The sequence below is a fragment of the Micromonospora sp. NPDC048935 genome (assembly GCF_043197875.1).
Classification (GTDB): Bacteria; Actinomycetota; Actinomycetes; order Mycobacteriales; family Micromonosporaceae; genus Micromonospora.
On sequence record NZ_JBICTZ010000014.1, the window covers coordinates 120421 to 138874 of the forward strand.

Here is an 18454-nt window from a genome sequence, read left to right on the forward strand (position 1 = left end):
TCAGTGCTCCGGCCGCTGCACCAGATCGGTGAAGTCCTGCTCGTTGCGCTCGGCCAACCGCACGTACGCCCAGCCCACCCCGATCAGGAACGGGAACGAGGCCACCCCGAGCAGCAACCACGGCAGGTTGACGCCGGCGACCGTGGTCCGGCCGAGCGAGGGTGCGATGGCGAACAGCCACGGCAGCCCACCCAACCCGATGGCCACCACCAGGGACAGCCGCAACGCCAGCGCGAGTTGGGCCCGGACCAGGCCGCGGACCAGCGCCTCGCCGACCTGGGTCTGCTGGGCCAGCTCGGCGCGGGTCCGCTCGGCGCGGGTGTCCTGCCGGCTGATCTCGGCCAGCACGATCCGGGCCCGCCGGGGCGGCGGTGCCGCACCGCCCGACCCCACGTCAGGGAGTTGCTTGGCCACCCCGGCAGTCTTGCCCGCCGCGCGCGATTGTCAAGCGTTCGCGCTCACCAGCCCCGCAGAGCGGTGCAGTCCATCAGCGCAGCGGCCCCCTGGACCTCCTCGAGATCCCGCCGCGCCCGCTCCCGGCCGAGGTTCGTCCCCCAGAGCCCGTCGCGGGGCAGCTCGGCGGCGAGCTGCCTCAGGGCGCAGCCACGCATCGGTTCGGGCAGCCGGTTCAGCGCCGGTACCGCGTCCGCCGACAGCCCGGACAGGTAACCGACGTCCAGGCGGCCGGTCTCCAGGTACCTGTCGACGTTGCGGTCGGCGATCAGCCGGTCCGGGTTGACCACTGCCAACCCGAGCAGCGCCAGCACCGCCGTGCCGATCACCAGCCGAGGCAGCCAGGCGGCCCGCAGCCGTACCACCGCCACACCGACCAGGACGAAGAGCAGCCCGAGCCAGAGTTCGACTGTCGTCACGAAGAGCCGGAGCCGGGTCGCGCCGTACGCGTCGGCGTAGACCTGCATCCGGTAGAGCGCGGAGGCGACGACCACCAGGCTCAGCGCGGCGAGCGTGCCGAGTAGCGCTCGAACCAGCAGCCGGTCCGCTCGGGTGGCCTTCGGTGCCCGGCGGGCGGCGAAAGCGATCACCAACAGGGTGAGCGCGGTGACGGCGAGCAACTGCCAGAAGCCACCGCGGGCGTACTGGGCGTAGGTGAGCCCCGCCGTCCGCAGCACGTGCCCCGCGCCGCCGAAGAACACCGTGAGCTGGACCAGCACGAACGCGGCGAACAGGGTGTCGAGCAACACCAGCGGCAGGGTCCACTCCAGCCGGTGGGCCGGTCGGGCCGGCCCCGGCCGCAGGCCCTCCAGGTCGGGCGGACGACTGACCAGGTACGCCGCGCCGAGCAGACCGCCACCGATCAGCCCCAGACGCACCAGCCAGCCAACCACACTGGCCGCCGAGATGTCGGGCAGGAGACCCGTGACCAGATCGGCGAAGACCGCGTCGGCGGAGGAGAAGAGCAGACCGAACAGCAGCAACAGGCCGGCGGAGGTCGCCAAACTGGTCAGGATGCGGCCGAACCCGATCCCCGTCCCGGCCGGGCGGGTGTCGCGCAGCCCGCGTACCGCCCAGGGGAGCGCCCGTACCGTCGCGGCCGGCGGAAGCGTCGCGGCGACAAGCATCCCGAGCGGGCTTCGCCCGCCGGTCACCGCGAGTGTCCCGGTCACCGCCGCCGCGACCAGGCAGAGCGCGAAGAGCCAACCGGCCGCGCGGACCGTGCCGACGGCGACCAACACGATCGTCGCGACGGCCCAGGCGATCTGTGCCGCCCGTCCCGGTGCCCCCGTGGCACCGGGACGGCCGGCCGCCCTCGCAGTAGGCGGCGCGGTCGCGGCCGACATGGTGCCCGCTGGCGTGGTGGCGGTGGTCGGCGTGGCCGGCGCGGTCGGTGCAGTCGGGGTGGTCGGCGTGGTCGGCGTGGTCGGCGTGGCCGGTGCAGTCGGGGTGGTCGGCGCGGTCGGGGTGGTCGGCGCGGTCGGCGTGGTCGGCGTGGTCGGCGTGGCCGGTGCAGTCGGGGTGGTCGGCGTGGTCGGCGTGGCCGGTGCAGTCGGCGTGGTCGGCGTCGGCGGCACGGTCGGTGCGGCGCTGGGCACGGCCGGCGCGGTGCCGCCCGCTGGCGGGGACGGCGTCCGGGAGCGGGCGACGCTGACGCTGACCAGGGCGGCGGTGCCGGCCAGTGTGGCCACCAGCCAGCCGAGGCCGGGACGAACCGTCGTGAGCGTCGCGGCACCGACCACCGCCGCCATCGTCACCGCCGCCAGGACCAGCGGACGGGCGGAGCCGGACGGCCCCGGCCAGCGCCGTTCGATCAGTGACGGTGGCCTGGGCTGGGCCGGCGCGATCGGCCACGGTTGGGGCCGACCGACGGCCGGGCCCGGCCCGACCGGCGGAGTGACCTGCGGTGCGGTCGGGCCCGGTCCGACCGGTGGAGAGACCTGCCGTGTGGTCGGGCCTGGTCCGACCGGCGGAGAGACCTGCGGTGCGGTCGGGCCGCTGGCCGGAAGCGGGGTGGCGCCAGGGCTGGTCATGCGACCTCTTTCCGGTGTGACCCGTCGCTCGGGATGGTGACCTGGATGCGGCAGCCGGGCCGATCGACCCGGTGCGGTGGGGTGACGGGGTCGAGGACGGCGATCCGACCGCCGTGCAACTCGACGACCCAGCGGGCGATGGCCAGGCCGAGCCCGGTTCCGCCGCCGGCGGCACGATCGCCTCGGGTGAACCGTTCGAAGACCCGGGACCGCTCGCTCGGCGAGATGCCCTGCCCCTCGTCGCTGACCTCGAAGCGGAGCTGGTCGGCGTGTTCCTCGGCGCTCAGTCGCACCGTGCCGCCGGGCGGGCTGTGCCGTGCCGCATTGTCGAGCAGGTTCGCGAAGACCTGGTGCAGCCGCCACGGGTCGGCGTAGACGGTCAGCGGTGCCGGCAGTTCGCGGAGCTGGAAGCGCACATCCAGTGCGGCGCCGACCGCACTGGCGGTGGCATGCTCCACCGCCTCGTCGAGGAAGTCGTTCACGTCGATGTGTACCCGGCGCAGGGGCACCACCCCGGCGTCGAGACGGGACAGGTCGAGCAGGTCGGCGACGAGGTGGCCGAGCCGTTCGGTCTGGGACAGCGCCGAGCGCAGCGCGGCCGGTTCGGGATCGGCCACCCCGTCCACCATGTTCTCCAGCACGCCCTGCAAGGCAGTGATCGGCGTACGCAGCTCGTGTGAGACGTTGGCGATCAGCTCACGTCGACGTTGGTCGGCGGCGTGCAGATCCTCGGCCATCTTGTTGAACGCCTGAGCCAGCTCGCCGACCTCGTCGCGGGACGTGGCGCGTACCCGTCGGGTGTAGTCGCCCCGGGCCATCGCGCCGGCCGCCGCCGTCATCTCCCGCAGCGGCGAGGTCATCCCGTGGGCGAGCACCTGCGAGGTGACAAGCGCGATGCCGATGCTGGTGATCGCCGTGCCGGGCGGGAGCCAGCCGACGCCGTACCAGAAGTAGCCGATGGCCACGGCCCAGGAGGCGACGAGCAGGACGCCGAGCTTCATCTTGATCGAGCGGACCGGGTCCAGTGGACGGGGTAACACCCGGTCCAGCCAGCCCAGCAGCCGACCGGTCACGCGGGCACCTCCAGGGCGTACCCGACGCCGTGAACGGTCCGGATCAGGTCGGCGCCGAGCTTGCGGCGCAGCGCCTTGATGTGGCTGTCCACCGTGCGGGTGCCACTCCCGTCGGCCCATCCCCACACGTCGGCGAGCAGCCGTTCCCGGGGGAGCACCGTGCGGGGCCGTCCGGCGAGGTGGACCAGCAGGTCGAACTCCGTCGGCGTGAGGTGCACGTCCGCGCCGGCCCGGCGGACCCGCCGCTCGGCCTCGTTGATCTCGATGTCGCCGAGGTGGATCGCGGGCGGTGCCGGGGTGGCGGCCCGCTCCACCCGCCGCAGCAGGACGTGCACCCGGGCGGCCAGCTCCCGCATCGAAAAGGGCTTGGTGAGGTAGTCGTCCGCGCCTACCGCGAGCCCCACCAGCAGGTCGGTCTCGTCGTCGCGGGCGGTGAGCATCAGCACCGGCACCGGCCGGTCGGCCTGGATCCGGCGGCACACCTCCAGGCCGTCGAAGCCGGGCAACATCACGTCGAGTACGACGAGATCCGGCTGGCCGGTGCGGAACTGCGCGACGGCGCTGGGCCCGTCCGCCGCGACCTGCACCGTGAAGCCCTCGGCGCGCAGTCGGGCGGCGATGGACTCGGCGATGGTCCGTTCGTCCTCGACGACCAGTATCCGGCGTTCCTTCATGGGTCCCGACTGTAGGGAGCCGCCGTGGAGATCAGTGGGTCGCGTTGTGAATAACCTGTGGAGAACCGTTCACGCCTGTGGATAACTCCGCCACCATGCCGGCTGGCGTGGGCGAACTCCCGAGGCTCGTTGTGGACGACCGGGCGAGCTGTCAGGGTGGTCCGGTAGAGAGGAGGTGTGACGGTGACGAACCCTGCCCGGCCCGGCTGGGGCGACGCCTGGACGGTGGACGACCTCCAGAGCCTCCCCGAGGACGACCAGGTCTACGAGATCTTCGACGGGAGTCTGCTCGTGTCCCCCCATGCGGACGTCTTCCACGGCGCGGTCGCCAACCGCCTCCGCCGGATCCTCGACCGGCAGGCCCCCGCCGGTGTGCTCGTCGGTCAGGACATCGGCGTCAGTGCCAAGCGCTCGTCGTACTTCGTGCCGGATCTCTTCGTCGCCGGTGAGAGCGCACTGGACAGCGGCGGTGCCGCACTCGACCCGGCCGACGTGCTCCTCGTCGTCGAGGTGATCTCACCGAGCAACGCCGGCCGAGACCTGGTGCTCAAACGGCACGAGTACGCGGCCGTCGGCATTCCCCTCTACTGGCTGGTCGAGCCGCGAAAGCAGACTCTGACCGTGTTGGAGAACGGCACGGGCGGTTACCGCGAGCAGGCCGTTGTCCCGTTCGGCGAGGTCTACCGCACCGCGCAGCCGTTCCCCCTCGCCCTGCCGCTGGCCGACATCTTCTGACCGTCGCTCGGAACCTTTCCCTTCGCCCAGGAGTGGGACAGGTGACGAGGGGTGGTGAGGGTGTCCGACGCTGATCTGATTGCCGAGCTCTACGCGGGCTGTTTCCGACGACTCGTGGTGCAGCTCTACGCGGTGACCGGCGATCTGTGCGAGGCGCAGGAGGCGGTCCAGGAGGCGTTCACCCGGGCGCTGGCGGCACCCGGTCGGCTCGCCCGCCTCGACAACCCGGAGGCGTGGCTGCGCCGGGTCGCGGTGAACATCGCGCGTAGTCGTCACCGGCGGCGGCGGGTGCTGGACGGGCTGCTGCGTCGGATCGACCCGCCTCCGACGGTTGCCGACCGCTCGCCCGAGCACCTGGCGCTGCTCGCCGCGTTGCGCGAACTGCCTCCGGGGCAACGACACGCGCTGGCCCTGCACTACCTGGTCGACCTGCCGATCGACGAGGTGGCGGCGACGCTCGGCGTTTCGCCGGGCACTGTGAAGTCCCGGTTGTCCCGGGGCCGGCAGGCGTTGAAAGCGCTGCTCACCGACTCAGCGATCAGCGAGAGCATGACCATCGGGAGGATCGATGTCCACACGTGAGTTCACCGGATTCGACGTCGACACCGTCGCCGACGCGGTCCGCCAGCCACCCCTGGACGACATGCGGACGGCAGCGCGGGCCCGACGTCGGCGGCGTACCAGCGTGGCGCTGGCTCTGGTTGTCGCCGTGGCCGGCGTGGCGATGCTGCCGCTGTTCGGCAACACCGGCCGGGGTGGATGGACAGGTCCGGACCAGCCGCCGGTCACGCCGGACCGCGGCGGCCAGCTCTTCCTGACCGGGCCGGAGTCGGCAGTCGTCGCGCGGGTGTGGGACGCCGACGACGGTTGCTTCACGGTGCGGTTCCGGCGCACCGACGACGGCGGGCGGAACTGGACCGACGACGAGATGACCCGGTACCGCACCAGCTTCTGCGGAAAGGACGCAGAGGGAGATCCGCTGAGCAACCCGGAGTTCTCGGTGCTGGGCCAGCGCTCCTACCTGGTCCGGGATGGTGACCAGCTCCGGCTCTCCACCGACTACGGCCGCACCTGGCGGGACGCCGAGCAGGCGATGGTGACGGTGCCGGCCTTTCCGGCGAGGGCGCAGCCGGTCTTCTGTCAGTGGAACCAGGGCTGCGGGGCGCTCCGTGAACCGGTGGCGGTTTCGCCGACGGGAACTGTCTACCGGCTCGGAGGCAAGCCGCCGTCGCCCCGTCCACCCACGAACATCTATCCGAGTGCGGACGGAACCATCTGGGCAACCTACTGGCCGGGTTACATCGGCGCCTTTGTGGTGGCTCGGAGCGTGGACCGGGGAGCCACCTGGACAACCTGGCAGTCGGGCGAGGGGGCGAACGTGATCGCGATAGCCGGGGTCAGCGCACAGGAGGCGTACCTGTTGATCGCGCTGCCACCACCGGGTGGGCCCCAGCCGACGGAGGTCGAGGGCAGGTCGCAGTTGCTGCGTACCACGGACGGGGGGCGAACCTGGGCGGACATGGGCACCGACCTGCCCAACGCGTTGGAGAACCGGTGCCTGGTCGTCGGCTCGGACGGCTCCCTGCTGCTCGTCGAGACGGGGAACAGGGAGACCTCCAACAACAGGTCCGCGGCCATGATCGGCCTGGATGCCGGGCGACACTTCAAGACGGTCCGCGAGTACGACAGACGCGACGGGCGCGTCGGTGCCGCGCCCGGATACGCCTGGCTCTACGGCCGGGACGACCTGGCGGCTGGCGGTGCGGACCACGTGCAGCTGACCGGCGACGGCGCATCCTGGACGCGCCTACCGCTCCCGGACTGAGCGCGGGTACGCGGCGGGGCCGGTGGCGCCGTGCCACCGGCCCCGCTGCGTCGAACCGTCAGCTGGTCGGCACGACCAGGTCCACGGACACGCTGCCGCTGGCCGGGATGGTGAACTGGGCCAGCTTGCGGGTGCCGTCCGGTTGGGTCACCAGGTAGCGGCCGTCGAACTGCTCGTCACCGAGGGCGACGTTGTAGGTGAAGAAGACCCGCTGCGGCCCCTTGACGCGGAAGCTGTACCGCCAGTCGGTCAGCCAGCCGCTGCCTGCGATGTCGCCGGTGTCCACGCTGTGGGCGACGACGAACCCACTGGTGAACGGGGTGCCGTCGGGCGTGCGGAAGGTGCCGCTCAGCTGGACGCCCTGGTCGAGCTGGACGTTGTGGGTGGCGGCCGCTCCGGCGGTTACCGGCACCGGAGTGGCGGTGAACCGGCTGGGCTTGTTGCCGGACCACACGCTCGCGTACGGATTGGCGCCGACAATCACCGGCCAGGCGTACGGGCCGAGCCGCTCAAGGGTGTAGACGCCGTGCTCGTCGGTAACGGCGTCCTGCGCACCGACCCCGGGGTGGGCGGTCAGCACCGACACGCCGGCATTCTCCACCGGCTTGCCTGCCGGGTCGGTGACCGTGCCGGTGACCGTGCCGGCCCGGTCCAGTCTGATCTGCGGGCCGGTGGCGACCTGGCCGGCGGTCGCGGCGACGACCGCTGCCTCCCGCTCGTCGCCGCTGCCACCGTTGACGCCCACCCACTGGCGGCCGTAGTTGCTGTCCCGCGGCACCGCGAAGAGCTTGTAGCTGCCGGCGGCGAGCGGCCCCACCGTGATCTTGCCGTTCTGGTCGCTACAGTCGCCGTAGCCGTCCGAGAGCTTCGCCTGCTTCGGCAGGAACGTGTCCAGGCAGACGTCCGGCACGGGCCGGCCGCTCTGCCGATCGAGGACTGTGGTGCTGATGAGCGCGCCGGGCCGCATCTTGACGGTCAGCTTGGTGTCGCGGTCCGCCTTCACTCGCACCCCGGTCACCTCGCGGTTGAAGTGCAGCCGGTCCGGCACGTCCAGGTAGATGGTGTGGGTGCCCTGTGGCAGGCCGGTGACGGTCACCGTGCCGGTGCCGTTGCTACAGACCGACTGGGCGCAGAAGTTGGTGATGGGCGCTCCGCTGACCGAATCGACCGCCTGCACGGTGACCGAACCGGTGCCCAGCAGGCTGTCCGTGATCCTCGTCTGCTGCCCGCCGCGCACCTCGACGCGGTCGGCCTCCTCGGAGGTCAACTTGCCGCGGTAGTACTGCTGGCGATCACCGGCGTACAGGCCGACGAGGTAGGAGGCCGGCAGCAGTTGCACGGTGAACTCACCGTTCGCGTCGGTCTCCGTGTACGCCCCGACGCCGCCGCTGTCGGTGTTGATGCTCACCTGGGCATCGGCGAGCGGGGCACCGGCGGCGGTGGTGAACCGGCCGCTCAGGGTGCCCGCGGGCAGCGCGGTCTCGTTGACCACTGTCGCCTCGTCCGCCTTCACCTCGAAGACGGTGGCGCTCTCCCGATCGAGCTTCCCGGGCACGTACTGCACCTGGTCGACGCCCTCGATCGGCTGGAGGCTCAGCACGTAGCGGCCAGGCGGGGTGGCGAAGGTGTATCGACCCTGCTCGTCGGTCTGGCCTCCGGTCACGGCGCCCGTGTCGACCTCGCGGGCGTTGACGGACAGGTTCGGCATCGGGTCGCCCGCGGTGTTGACGATCTGACCGGTGAAGGTGCCGACGGCGAAGAGTTGGTCGTCGGCCCTGGTGGTGCCACCGGCGGTGACGGTCACCGGGTTGGCGGTCCAGATCGTCGCCTGCTGGTGGTAATACTGCCCAGGCTGTTCGAGAGGGAAGTAGCCCACCAGGTACGGGCCGGCGGGCAGCCCGGCGAGGGTGAAGTTGCCGTCGGCGTCGGTGCTGGTGTCGTCGACGTAGGAGTAACTGTCGGGGTCGTAGACCAGTACCTGGACCTCAGCGGCGGCGGTGCCGGCGCTGGTGGTCAGTCGGCCGCTGACCGCGCCGGTGGCCGCGGCCTGAGCCGGGGTGGCGCCGGGCAGCACGAGTGCCGCCACGAGGGCACCGGCCAGCAGGGCGCGGCGAGCTGTGGTTAGCTGCATCGATGTCCCAATGTGAGGGTGGCGGGGCGACCTGAGCAGGCTTCGCCCACACCGACCCTGCGCCCCGTACGGAACCGGCACCCGAAGAATAGGTGACTGGCGATGTCCGTCGGCAGGGCCGGTCGGGCGGACCCGCCCGACCGGTCATCCCTCCTCAGCGGACTGTCACTCCAGGCCGACGCGCTCCGGTCGGGCCGAGGCGGAGCCGAGCCAGGTGTGCGGGTTGCCGTACCAGCACCAGCCCAACTTCGGTGCGCCCTGGCTGATCCAGAGCGCCGGCACCCGCTTGTCGCCGCAGCGCGAGCCGACCAGGGAGAAGCACCTGTTGCTCGCCAGTGCGGCCGGGTGCAGCGTGACGAAGGCGAGCCCTTCGTCGATGGTGAGTGGCAGCCGACCCTGGGCGGTGATCCCCTCCATCGCGGTGGCCGGGGGCAGGTTGCGGAACTCCTCGCCCCGATCGATGTCGAAGAGCAGGTACGCCGGCCCGGCCGGCACCTCCAACTCCTTGATCGGGTCGAAGCGCGGCAGGTCGTCCTCGGCGTAGTTGCGGTCGACGACGCCGGGCTTGCGCTTGCCGGCCAGGGTGGTGCGGCCCACTCGTTCCGGCACCCCGATCAGGTCCCTGGTGATCACCAGCAGGAACGGCACCCGGGCGTCGGTGGGGTCGGGCAGGCCGGCGGTGCCCTCGACCGCCCTGGCCCGCAGCGGGGCGACCAGGTCCCGGAAGGCGCTCTCGGACAGCCCGGCCAGCTCGGGGTAGTCGAGTTGCACCAGGTGGTCGAGTTGACTGTCGAACTCGGTGGCGGCGTCGAACACGGCGGCTCCATTCGTCGTCCAGCAAACGTACCGTACGACGTACGGGAAGCCTGGGTTATTCCCACCGCGTCAACCCGGCTCAGCGACCCCAGTCCTGCTTCGCGGCCCGGACCAGCTTGTCCTTCAACTCCCGGGTGTGCCGCCGACTCACCGGCAGCTCGGTGGCGTCGATCACCACCACATAGCCGGAATTGACCAGCCGCAGCTCCGCGATCAACTTCAACTGCACCAGGTACGACCGGTGCACCCGGACGAAACCGGCATCGGCCCATCGTTCCGCGAGCGTGGCCAGCGAGACGCGTACCAGGTGCGACCCCTCCGCGGTGTGCAGCCGGGCGTAGTCCCCCTGCGCCTCCACCCACCGCACCGCCGACCGGGGCAGCATCCGGGTGGTGCCGGCCAACTCGATGGGGATGGTCGGGTCCTCCTCGGCGCGGGCCAGCGCCGCCGGGTGCGACGGCACCACCCGTGAGCCGATCACCCGGCGCAGCGACTCGGCCAGCCGGTCGGCGCGCACCGGTTTCCGCACGTAGTCGGTGGCACCCAGGTCGAAGGCGTCCACCGCGCCGTCGTCGTACGCGGTGACGAACACGATCGCCGGTGGCCGGGCGAAGCGGCGCAGCACCCGGGCCAACTCCATGCCGTCCAGGCCGGGCATCCGGATGTCCAGGAAGACCACGTCCACGTCACCGTCGCGCAGCAGCCGCAACGCCTCGGTCGCGTCCCCGGCGGTGTGCAGCCGGGCCACCCGAGGGTCGGCCCGCAGATGGTACGCCAGCTCGTCGAGCGCGGGCGGTTCGTCGTCCACCGCGAGCACCCGGAGAAAGGCGGCAGTCACGAGCCTGCCCGAACCCCGGGATGGAACTTCGGCACCCGCATGCTCACCTTCGTACCCGAACCAAGCCCGGTCTCCACGACCAGGCCGAACCGGTCCCCGAAGACCGACCGCAGTCGCTCGTCGACGTTGGAGAGGCCGACGTGCTGGCCCGTGTCGTCGCCCGGATCGGCGGAGCCACGGGCCAACTCGGCGATGCCGGCGGTCAGCGTGGTCGGGTCCATTCCCACTCCGTCGTCCTCCACCGTGATGTGGCACTCGGCGCCCGCGTCCCGGGCCTCGATGCTCACCATGCCCGTGCCCGGCTTGCGGGACAACCCGTGGCGGACGGCGTTCTCCACAAGTGGCTGGAGGCAGAGGAACGGCAGCGTCACCGGCAGCACCTCCGGGGCGATCTGCAAGCGCACCTGCAACCGGTCACCGAACCGGGCCCGCTCGATGGTCAGGTAGCGGTCGATCGAACGCAGCTCCTCGGCGAGGGTGGTGAACTCCCCGTGCGCCCGGAACGAGTAGCGGGTGAACTCCGCGAACTCCAGGATCAACTCCCGGGCCCGCTCGGGATCGGTGCGGACGAACGAGCCGATCGCGGTCAGCGCGTTGTAGATGAAGTGCGGGCTGATCTGTGCCCGCAACGCGCGGACCTCGGCCCGGGCCAGCCGCTCCCGGGACGAGTCCAACTCCGCCAGGGCGAGCTGGTTGCCGGCCCAGTGCGCGGTCTCCAGGGTGGCCTGCACCAACCCCGGGGCCGGCGGACTGTCGGCGACGGCCACCAACGCGCCGACCACCCGGCGGTCCGCCCCCTGCAACGGGGCGACCACCGCCCCCCGGACCGGGCAGTCGACCCGGTCGCAGTGCAGATCCTGCTCACCCAGCACCGCCGAGCGGCCGCTGTCGACCGTCCGCTGGGCCGCAGCGAGCAGTTGCTCGCCGTGGTGCGTGCCGCGCCCATCGAGGGCCAGCAGTCGGTCGGCGTCGGTGAGCGCCAGCCCGACCGCGCCCACCAGGGCCCGCAGATGACGTACGGCCTTCGCCGCGCCCGCCTCGCTCAGCCCCGTCCGCAGCGGCTCGGCCGCCAGGCCGGCGGTGTGCAGGACCTCGTAGGTGGCCCGCTGGGTGGCGGTCGCGATGCCCCGGCGGGCCCGCAGCCGCAGCACCGCCAGCAGCGCCGCGGTCAGCGCGGTGACGAGTGAGACGACGCCGACCACGGCGGAGAGGTTGGCAGCCACGCAGCGATTAGTACGCGCCCTTGCGGGCGAGCACCACCCCGACGGTGCGCCACAGGATGCTCAGGTCGTAGGCGAGCGACCAGTTGTCGACGTAGTAGAGATCCAGTCGGACCGACTCGTCCCAGGACAGGTCGGAGCGGCCGGAGACCTGCCACAGGCCGGTCATGCCGGGGCGGACCAGCAGCCGCCTGCGGACGTCGCCCAGGAAGTCGCCGTCGTCGGCCGGCAGCGGGCGGGGCCCGACCAGCGACATCTCACCCCAGAGCACGTTGATCAACTGCGGTAGTTCGTCCAGCGACGAGGCCCGCAGGAAGCGGCCCACCGGGAAGACCCGAGGATCCTGCTTCATCTTGAACAGCATGCCGTCGGTCTCGTTGCGGTCGACCAGGCTGGCCAGCCGGTCCTCGGCGTCGACGTACATGGTCCGGAACTTCCACACCCGGAACGTGCGCCCCTCGTGCCCCACCCGGGGCTGGCGGAAGAAGACCGGCCCACGGTCGGAGATCCGGATCGCCACGGCGATGGCCAGGAAGAGCGGGACCAGCAGCAGCAGGCCGAGGCCGGCGGCGACCCGGTCCATCAGGTTCTTGGCCAGCAGCGCCGGCCCGGAGAGGGTCGGCTCCTCGACGTGCAGCAGCGGCAGACCCTCGATCGGCCGGATGTGCACCCGGGGCCCGGCGATGTCGGTCAACTGCGGGGCGACCACCAGGTCGACACCGGAGCCTTCGAGCTGCCAGGCCAGTCGGCGCAGCTCGCCCGGCTCGGCGCTGGCCGACCCGCAGACGGCGATGGTGTCGCCCCCGACCTCACGGACCAGGGCCAGGACGTCGCGTCCGGCGTACACGGGGACGGGGGTCGGCATGCCGCGGGCCGCCGCGTACCCGTCGGTGATGTGGATGGCGACGGGCATCAGCCCGGCGGCCGGGCTGCGGGTGACCGCCGCGTAGACCTCCAGGCACTCGGGCAGGGTGCCGACCAGCACCATCCGGTGCGCGGCCTGACCGGCCCGCCGACGGATGTAGTGCAGCGCCCAGCGGGCCACGAACCGGCCCCAGAGGATCAGCAGCGTCGCCCCGAGCAGCGCGGTGCCCACGGTGAACCGGGAGAGCTGGGTCACGGTGGAGAAGGCGAGGAACGAGACGCTTGCGGCAACCGTCACCGAGGCCCGGATCACCCGCTTGAACTCGTCCGGGCCGAGCCCCAGATAGCGCCGGTCGTACGCCCGGTTGCTCCAGAGGATCACCACCCAGCCGAGCGGCAGCAGCAGGTAGGACACGGTGTGGAACCACGTCGGGTCCTGTTGGGTGCCAGAGAAACCGGAGGCGGCCTGGTCGAAGAGTTGGATCGCGATCCAACTGGCGAACGCCGCCGCGCCGAAGTCGAGCAGGAGCAGGACGGCGATGTAGGGGCGGTGCCAGCGGGAGACCCGGCGACGCGATCTCGTCCACGCCGACCGGGGGACGCCGTTGTGAGACGGCGGCGTCGGCGGCTGGATCTCGAAGCTGTCGACGTGCCGCACGAGTCTGCTCCGGCCTTCGTTGGATACCGGGCGCTGGAGGCTTGCCGTCACCTCACCCATGTCCTCCCGCATGACACGGGCCGCTCACTCGGCGTGAGGGCCCGGGTCGCCCACCGTCCCAGTCTCCCACGCGGGCTCCGACCGGTCGCCGCCCCGAACGAGATTGGCGACCGATGGTGCCGGAGGGATCTGGCCGGCTCCGCACCATTTCAGAAGCCGGGGACCGGGCCACTATACCGATGGATGCGCGCATGGCGAGAACGGCGGACCGGAGGTTCCGCTCACTGCGGGCGATTCCGCTGCGTAGTCACCGAGTGGGGTTACTCACCGTACGAGTCGGGACAACCGTCGGTCAGCGAGGGGCTTTCCGCCGGTCTGGCAGGTGGCGCAGTACTGGAGGCTGGAATCGGCGAACGAGACCTCCCGCACGGTGTCGCCGCAGACGGGGCAGGGCAGCCCGGTGCGGGCGTGCACCTTCAACCCGGAGCGTTTCTCACCCTTCAGCTCCGCGGCCCGCTGACCGAGCGACCGCTCGACAGCGTCGCCGAGCACCTGCCGGGTGGCCGCGTGCAGGCTGGCGAGCTGGTCGTCGGTGAGCCGGTCGGTGATCGCGAACGGGGACAGCTTCGCGGCGTGCAGGATCTCGTCCGAGTACGCGTTACCCACCCCGGACAGCACCGACTGGTCGGTCAGCACCCCCTTGACCTGCCCCCGCCGGCTGCGCAGTCGCTCCGCGAAGGTGGCCAGGTCGGCGGCGAGCGCGTCCGGGCCCAGCTTGACCACCCCGGGCACCTCCGCCAGGTCGGTCACCAGGTACGCGGCAAGCTTCTTCTGGGTGCCGGCCTCGGTGAGGTCGAACCCGGAGCCGTCGTCCAGGCGTACGCGCAGCGCGATCGGACCCTTGCCGGGGCGCAGCGGGGTGGTGGACGGGAACGCCTCCCGGTAGTGCAGCCAGCCCGCCCGGGCCAAATGCACCACCAGGTGCAGGTCACCCTCGAAGAGCACGTCGAGGAACTTGCCGTGCCGGCTGGCGTCGACCACCGCCCGACCGGAGACCGCACTCGGTGCCGGTTCGTACGTCTTCAGGGCGCTGATCGCGGCGATCTCCAGCCGATCGACGCGCCGGCCCACCGCGCGCTGCCGCAGATAACCCGCGAGCGCCTCAACCTCCGGTAGTTCGGGCACGCCACAACGGTAGCCTTTCTTCCCGTGAGAATCGTGGTGGCGCACAACCGGTACCGGGAAGCTCAGCCCTCCGGCGAGAACACCATCGTCGACTCGGAGATCGCCCAGCTCACCGCCGCCGGCGTCGAGGTGCTGCCCTTCATCCGGAGTTCGGACGAGATCCCGTCGATGTCGAAGGTGGCGAAGGCGCTGCTGCCGATCTCGCCGATCTGGGCTCCCCGCGCCCAGCACGACCTGAGCCGGCTGCTCACCGAGCACCGGCCGGACGTTCTGCACCTGCACAACCCGTACCCCCTGCTGTCGCCCTGGGTGGTGCGGACCGCGCACCGGCACGGCGTGCCGGTGGTGCAGACGGTGCACAACTACCGGCAGGTCTGCTCGTCGGGGATCTACTTCCGGGACGGCGTGATCTGTCAGGACTGCAAGGGTCGGGTGCTGGGTGTGCCGGCGATCAAGCATCGCTGCTACCGCGACTCGGCGGCGCAGAGCGCGTTGATGGCGACCACCCTGGCAGTGCACCGGGGCACCTGGCGGTCGGTGGACCGGTACGTCGCGCTCACCTCGGCGATCGCCGACCACCTCAGCGATTACGGCATTCCGGACGAACGGATCGTGGTGAAGCCGAACTCCGTTCCCGACCCGGGTCGGCCGGCGCCGTTGGGTGACGGGTTCCTCTACCTGGCCCGGCTCTCCCCCGAGAAGGGCGTCGACCTGCTGCTGGACGCCTGGCGGCGGCACCCGGTGGGTGCCCTGGGCACGCTGCGCGTGGCGGGCGACGGGGAACTGCGCCCGCTTGTGGAGGCCGCCGCCGCCGAGCGACCCGACGTGGTCTACCTCGGGCAGCTCGACCGGGCCGGGGTGCGCGCGGCAGTCGAGGCGAGCGCCGTGGTGATCGCCGCCTCCATGTGGCACGACGTGCTGCCCACCGTGATCATCGAGGCGATGGCGAGTGGCCGGCCGGTGCTCGGCACGGCGTTGGGCGGCATTCCGTACCTGGTCGGCGCGGACGGGCCCCGCGAGCCCGCCGGCACCGGCCCGGCCGAGGTCGCCTCCGCTGTCGTCGGCGGCGGGACGCCCATGCCGACCGGCATCGAGGTGGGCGAGGCCGGCTGGGTCGTCGCACCGGAGGCGGCCGCGCTGGCCACCGCCCTGCCGGTCGCCAGGGCGGGTGCGGCCGGGCTGGCAGTGGCCGCCCGTGCCCGCTACGAGCGCACCTTCCACCCCGACGTGGTCACCAAACAGCTCATCGACATCTACACCGGGGTCACCCGAACCCCCAACCGAGTCTGAACCCGTGCCGGGCGGCCCTGCGCTGCCCCGCCGCCCCGCCGCCCGCCACCACCCCGTCGCCCGCCATTGCCCCGTCGCCCGCCACCGCCTCGTCGATCATGGAGTTGTGGTGGGCGACAAAGCGCTCGTATAGCTTCAAATCAGGCACCACTACTCCATGATCGACGAGCCCGAAGGTTGCGCGGGGGCGGGGGCGGGGGTCAGCGGAGGGAGGTGCGGGCGGTGAGGGTCAGCCGGTTGCGGATCTGCGCCAACGACAGGAACGGCGCGGTCATGGTCAGGTCACCCCGAGGGTGACGGCGAGTTGAATGATCGTGCCCGGGGCGTGCGGGTGGCGGGCCACCTGGGCGAGTACCTCGCGGACGGCCGGGCGGTGGCGTACCTCCGCCGGTGCCATCCGTTCGGCGTCGATCAACGCCCGGCTCGCGCTGACCGGGTCGCCGCCCTGGAGGTAGGCGCGGGCGGCATCGGCCAGGTGCGCTGCCCGGTGTTCCACCGGCAGCCACCGCCAGGCGTCCCGCTTGGTCACCTTCTCGTGCCAGGCCACTGCCTCGCCCGCGTCGCCCAGGTCGAGGGCTGCGGCGGCGCGGGCCAGGTCGACCGCCGTCGGCCCGAACGCCGTCCGGTGGTGATCGTGGCCCTCGCCCACCCGCGCGGCCATGCCGGCGGCCTCGTCGAGGAGTTCGGCTGTGGCGTGGTCGTCGCCCCGGCGGGCTGCCGCCAGGGCGGCCTGCACCAGCAACGTCCCGCACAACGACAACGCGCCGGGCGCACCGTCGTCCGGATCGGGTGGGGCGATCCGGTACGCGGCGGCCAGCGTTGCCGACTGCGCCGTCCGCGCCCGCCCCGCAGCGCGGAACACCTGGCCGAGCTGCACCGTGGCGGCGGCGACCAGCAGGGGATCGCCGGTCGCGACGGCCATGGCCCGGTCGGCGGCCAGCCAGCCCAGCTCGACCTCACCGAGTTTCACCAGCAGCGACGCGGCCAACCGGTACACCTCCACCAGCAGCGGGCGGCCCCACCCGGGCTCGTAGGCGGCGGCATGCTGCATCCCGGCGAGCAGGCCCGGCACCACGGCGACCACCTGCGGATACCGGGCATGCTGGAACATGACCCACGCAAGCTCGACATCCCGTTCCAACCGGTCCGCGGGCAGCACCACGCCGCGCGCCGCCGGCCGCCCCAGAACAATGTCGTACGCCGACAGGTCCTCCCGGATCCGTTCCACCCCCTCGACCCGCTCGGCCACCAGCGCGGGTTGAACGTCCCGGCCGAGTAGGACGGCGGTGTCGATCCGTAGGGCAGTGGCGATGTTCCGCAACGTCGACACCTTGTCCAGCGCCCGGACGCCCCGCTCGACCTTGTCGACCCAGGACTTCGACTTGCCGAGCCGATCGGCGAACACCTGCTGCGACAACCCTCGCCGCCTCCGCCAGTACGCCACCCGCCGGCCAATCGGCAGCAGCTCACTGCTGTCCACGCCGCCACCGCCGATCCGGCACCGCCCGGGTCGTCTCCTCTGCCGGTATCCGCTCCGCCTCGGCCTGGTCGAGAATCCGTTGCCGCGCCGCCTCACGCTCCGCCGCCTGGATCTGCTCGCCCCGGTCCTCGCGGTCGGGCGTTCGCCGCGCCGTCACGACCAGAGCCTCCGCAGCCAACCGGGGCGCGTCGGGTAATTCACATGCCGAGCCATGAACCCTCCCGAGGATTCCTCCGGTTACCTAAAATAGGAACCTAGAAACGGATGCTAGGGCCCTTCTACCTGTTTTGGGAATCCACGGCGTGTCGCCGGACTGGCGGCCGGAGGGGCGGAATACTCGCCAAATGGTCACCCCGACGATCCAGAGACGGCGCCTCGGCAACGCCCTCAAGCGAGCCCGCGAGGCGGCAGGCAAGAACCAGGAAGAGGCCGCGGAGGTCATCGACTCGGCATCGAGCAAGATCAGTCGGCTGGAACTGGGCCAGTCCGGCATCCGGCTCACCGACCTGAAGCTGCTGCTCGACTTCTACGGCGTGCCGACCGAGGAGGCCGAACCGCTGCGGGACCTCGCCCGCGCAGGCAGACAGCGGGGCCGGTGGAGCGGGTACCGCAACGTGGTGCCGGACTGGTTCCGGCAGTACCTCGACCTGGAAGCGGACGCGGCGGAGATCCGCTGGTACCAATCCGAGGTCATTCCCGGCGTTCTCCAGATCGAGCCCTACATCCGGGCGATCATCGAAGGAGAGGACGTCGAGCGGCAGACCGCAGTGCGCCTGGAGCGACAGAAGGTCATCGATCGCCCGGACGGACCAGAGCTGAACTTCATCCTCAGCGAGTCCGCACTCCGGCGTGACCTGGGCGACCCGGCGGCAATGCGGGAGCAGTTGTCCCACATCGCCACGCTCGCCAACCGCCCGAACGTCACTATCCAGGTCTTTCCGCTGGGTGCCGAGACGTACGTGACCTCCTCGTACAACTTCATCATTCTCCGGTTCGGGGAGGAAGTCGCCTCGGACGTCGTCTACCTGGAGACGTTCACGGACGCGGATTACCTCGACAGCGCCGATGCCATCCGGGCCTACAATCGGCTGTGGGGTCGTCTCCAGGCTGCGGCCCTGGGGCCGGCAGAGTCCCGCAGGCTCATCCTGCGGATCGCAGGCGAGATGAAGTAGAGGCTGA

At 71.6% G+C, this 18454-nt stretch carries 19 protein-coding genes; 6 read left to right on the forward strand and 13 right to left on the reverse strand.

What is annotated here, in order from left to right; genetic code table 11:
• Both ACGFIW_RS29860 and ACGFIW_RS29865 read right to left on the reverse strand, forming a co-directional pair.
• Window positions 1-414, reverse strand: coding sequence for a hypothetical protein (locus ACGFIW_RS29860; RefSeq protein ID WP_393322711.1), 414 nt, complete (start codon window positions 412-414; stop codon window positions 1-3).
• A 44-nt stretch (window positions 415-458) separates the two neighbouring features.
• The gene (locus tag ACGFIW_RS29865) at window positions 459-1691 is read right to left on the reverse strand and encodes a DUF4153 domain-containing protein (RefSeq protein ID WP_393322714.1); all 1233 of its coding nucleotides are present in this window, start codon (window positions 1689-1691) and stop codon (window positions 459-461) included.
• A gap of 52 nt (window positions 1692-1743) precedes the next feature.
• On the opposite strand from ACGFIW_RS29865, the gene ACGFIW_RS29870 reads away from it, so the two are divergent.
• Complete coding sequence (locus tag ACGFIW_RS29870; protein WP_393322717.1) at window positions 1744-2526, forward strand: hypothetical protein; 783 nt, start codon at window positions 1744-1746, stop codon at window positions 2524-2526.
• On the opposite strand, the gene ACGFIW_RS29875 is transcribed toward ACGFIW_RS29870, so the two are convergent.
• Both ACGFIW_RS29875 and ACGFIW_RS29880 read right to left on the reverse strand, forming a co-directional pair.
• A complete protein-coding gene (locus ACGFIW_RS29875; protein WP_393322720.1) occupies window positions 2483-3559 on the reverse strand; it encodes an ATP-binding protein in 1077 nt (358 codons plus the stop codon). The genes ACGFIW_RS29870 and ACGFIW_RS29875 overlap by 44 nt on opposite strands.
• The gene (locus ACGFIW_RS29880; RefSeq protein ID WP_393322723.1) at window positions 3556-4233 is read right to left on the reverse strand and encodes a response regulator transcription factor; all 678 of its coding nucleotides are present in this window, start codon (window positions 4231-4233) and stop codon (window positions 3556-3558) included. The genes ACGFIW_RS29875 and ACGFIW_RS29880 overlap by 4 nt, the downstream gene beginning before the upstream one ends.
• 183 nt (window positions 4234-4416) lie before the next feature.
• Here ACGFIW_RS29880 and ACGFIW_RS29885 point away from each other — a divergent pair, with 183 nt between their 5' ends.
• From ACGFIW_RS29885 to ACGFIW_RS29895, 3 genes are read left to right on the forward strand one after another with little or no spacing between them, the layout of a single operon-like run.
• Window positions 4417-4968 carry a Uma2 family endonuclease gene (locus ACGFIW_RS29885; protein ID WP_393322726.1) on the forward strand — a complete coding sequence of 184 codons (552 nt, stop codon included), beginning with the start codon at window positions 4417-4419 and terminating at the stop codon, window positions 4966-4968.
• Window positions 4969-5028: 60 nt separating this feature from the next.
• Entirely contained in the window at window positions 5029-5550 is a 522-nt protein-coding gene (locus ACGFIW_RS29890; protein WP_393322729.1) for an RNA polymerase sigma factor, read from the forward strand.
• A complete protein-coding gene (locus tag ACGFIW_RS29895; protein ID WP_393322732.1) occupies window positions 5537-6793 on the forward strand; it encodes a WD40/YVTN/BNR-like repeat-containing protein in 1257 nt (418 codons plus the stop codon). Before ACGFIW_RS29890 ends, ACGFIW_RS29895 begins: the two co-directional genes overlap by 14 nt.
• Window positions 6794-6851: 58 nt before the next feature.
• On the opposite strand, the gene ACGFIW_RS29900 is transcribed toward ACGFIW_RS29895, so the two are convergent.
• The 6 genes from ACGFIW_RS29900 to ACGFIW_RS29925 form a co-directional block, all read right to left on the reverse strand.
• Window positions 6852-8924 carry a carboxypeptidase regulatory-like domain-containing protein gene (locus tag ACGFIW_RS29900; protein ID WP_393322735.1) on the reverse strand — a complete coding sequence of 691 codons (2073 nt, stop codon included), beginning with the start codon at window positions 8922-8924 and terminating at the stop codon, window positions 6852-6854.
• Window positions 8925-9089: 165 nt separating this feature from the next.
• Window positions 9090-9740, reverse strand: a complete 651-nt coding sequence (locus tag ACGFIW_RS29905; RefSeq protein WP_393322738.1) for a DUF5701 family protein — start codon at window positions 9738-9740, stop codon at window positions 9090-9092.
• A 79-nt stretch (window positions 9741-9819) separates the two neighbouring features.
• On the reverse strand, window positions 9820-10578 hold the full coding sequence (locus ACGFIW_RS29910; RefSeq protein ID WP_357556595.1) for a LytTR family DNA-binding domain-containing protein: 759 nt from the start codon (window positions 10576-10578) through the stop codon (window positions 9820-9822).
• Entirely contained in the window at window positions 10575-11801 is a 1227-nt protein-coding gene (locus ACGFIW_RS29915) for a sensor histidine kinase (protein ID WP_393322742.1), read from the reverse strand. The genes ACGFIW_RS29910 and ACGFIW_RS29915 overlap by 4 nt, the downstream gene beginning before the upstream one ends.
• A gap of 7 nt (window positions 11802-11808) precedes the next feature.
• The gene (locus tag ACGFIW_RS29920; protein ID WP_393322941.1) at window positions 11809-13380 is read right to left on the reverse strand and encodes a sugar transferase; all 1572 of its coding nucleotides are present in this window, start codon (window positions 13378-13380) and stop codon (window positions 11809-11811) included.
• 264 nt (window positions 13381-13644) lie between these two features.
• Window positions 13645-14505: an Fpg/Nei family DNA glycosylase gene (locus ACGFIW_RS29925; protein ID WP_393322745.1), complete on the reverse strand. Its 861-nt coding sequence runs from the start codon at window positions 14503-14505 to the stop codon at window positions 13645-13647.
• A 24-nt stretch (window positions 14506-14529) separates the two neighbouring features.
• On the opposite strand from ACGFIW_RS29925, the gene ACGFIW_RS29930 reads away from it, so the two are divergent.
• Window positions 14530-15795 (forward strand): glycosyltransferase family 4 protein, encoded by a 1266-nt coding sequence (locus ACGFIW_RS29930; RefSeq protein WP_393322749.1) that lies wholly within the window; start codon window positions 14530-14532, stop codon window positions 15793-15795.
• Here the strand turns inward: ACGFIW_RS29930 and ACGFIW_RS29935 are convergent.
• The 3 genes from ACGFIW_RS29935 to ACGFIW_RS29945 form a co-directional block, all read right to left on the reverse strand.
• Complete coding sequence (locus ACGFIW_RS29935) at window positions 15770-15943, reverse strand: hypothetical protein (protein WP_393322752.1); 174 nt, start codon at window positions 15941-15943, stop codon at window positions 15770-15772. The two genes, ACGFIW_RS29930 and ACGFIW_RS29935, sit on opposite strands and share 26 nt — an antisense overlap.
• A 129-nt stretch (window positions 15944-16072) precedes the next feature.
• Window positions 16073-17275 carry a helix-turn-helix domain-containing protein gene (locus ACGFIW_RS29940; RefSeq protein WP_393322755.1) on the reverse strand — a complete coding sequence of 401 codons (1203 nt, stop codon included), beginning with the start codon at window positions 17273-17275 and terminating at the stop codon, window positions 16073-16075.
• A complete protein-coding gene (locus tag ACGFIW_RS29945; protein ID WP_393322758.1) occupies window positions 17262-17432 on the reverse strand; it encodes a hypothetical protein in 171 nt (56 codons plus the stop codon). The genes ACGFIW_RS29940 and ACGFIW_RS29945 overlap by 14 nt, the downstream gene beginning before the upstream one ends.
• Window positions 17433-17619: 187 nt before the next feature.
• Between ACGFIW_RS29945 and ACGFIW_RS29950 the strand changes: the two genes are divergently transcribed.
• Entirely contained in the window at window positions 17620-18447 is an 828-nt protein-coding gene (locus ACGFIW_RS29950) for a helix-turn-helix domain-containing protein (RefSeq protein WP_393322761.1), read from the forward strand.
• Window positions 18448-18454: the final 7 nt, after the last annotated feature.

Coding starts and splice junctions, on each gene's coding strand:
- ACGFIW_RS29880 (WP_393322723.1), bottom strand. CDS start 4,233: ATGAAGGAACGCCGGATACTGGTCGTCGAGGACGAACGGACCATCGCC.
- ACGFIW_RS29895 (WP_393322732.1), top strand. CDS start 5,537: ATGTCCACACGTGAGTTCACCGGATTCGACGTCGACACCGTCGCCGAC.
- ACGFIW_RS29900 (WP_393322735.1), bottom strand. CDS start 8,924: ATGCAGCTAACCACAGCTCGCCGCGCCCTGCTGGCCGGTGCCCTCGTG.
- ACGFIW_RS29920 (WP_393322941.1), bottom strand. CDS start 13,380: ATGGGTGAGGTGACGGCAAGCCTCCAGCGCCCGGTATCCAACGAAGGC.
- ACGFIW_RS29950 (WP_393322761.1), top strand. CDS start 17,620: ATGGTCACCCCGACGATCCAGAGACGGCGCCTCGGCAACGCCCTCAAG.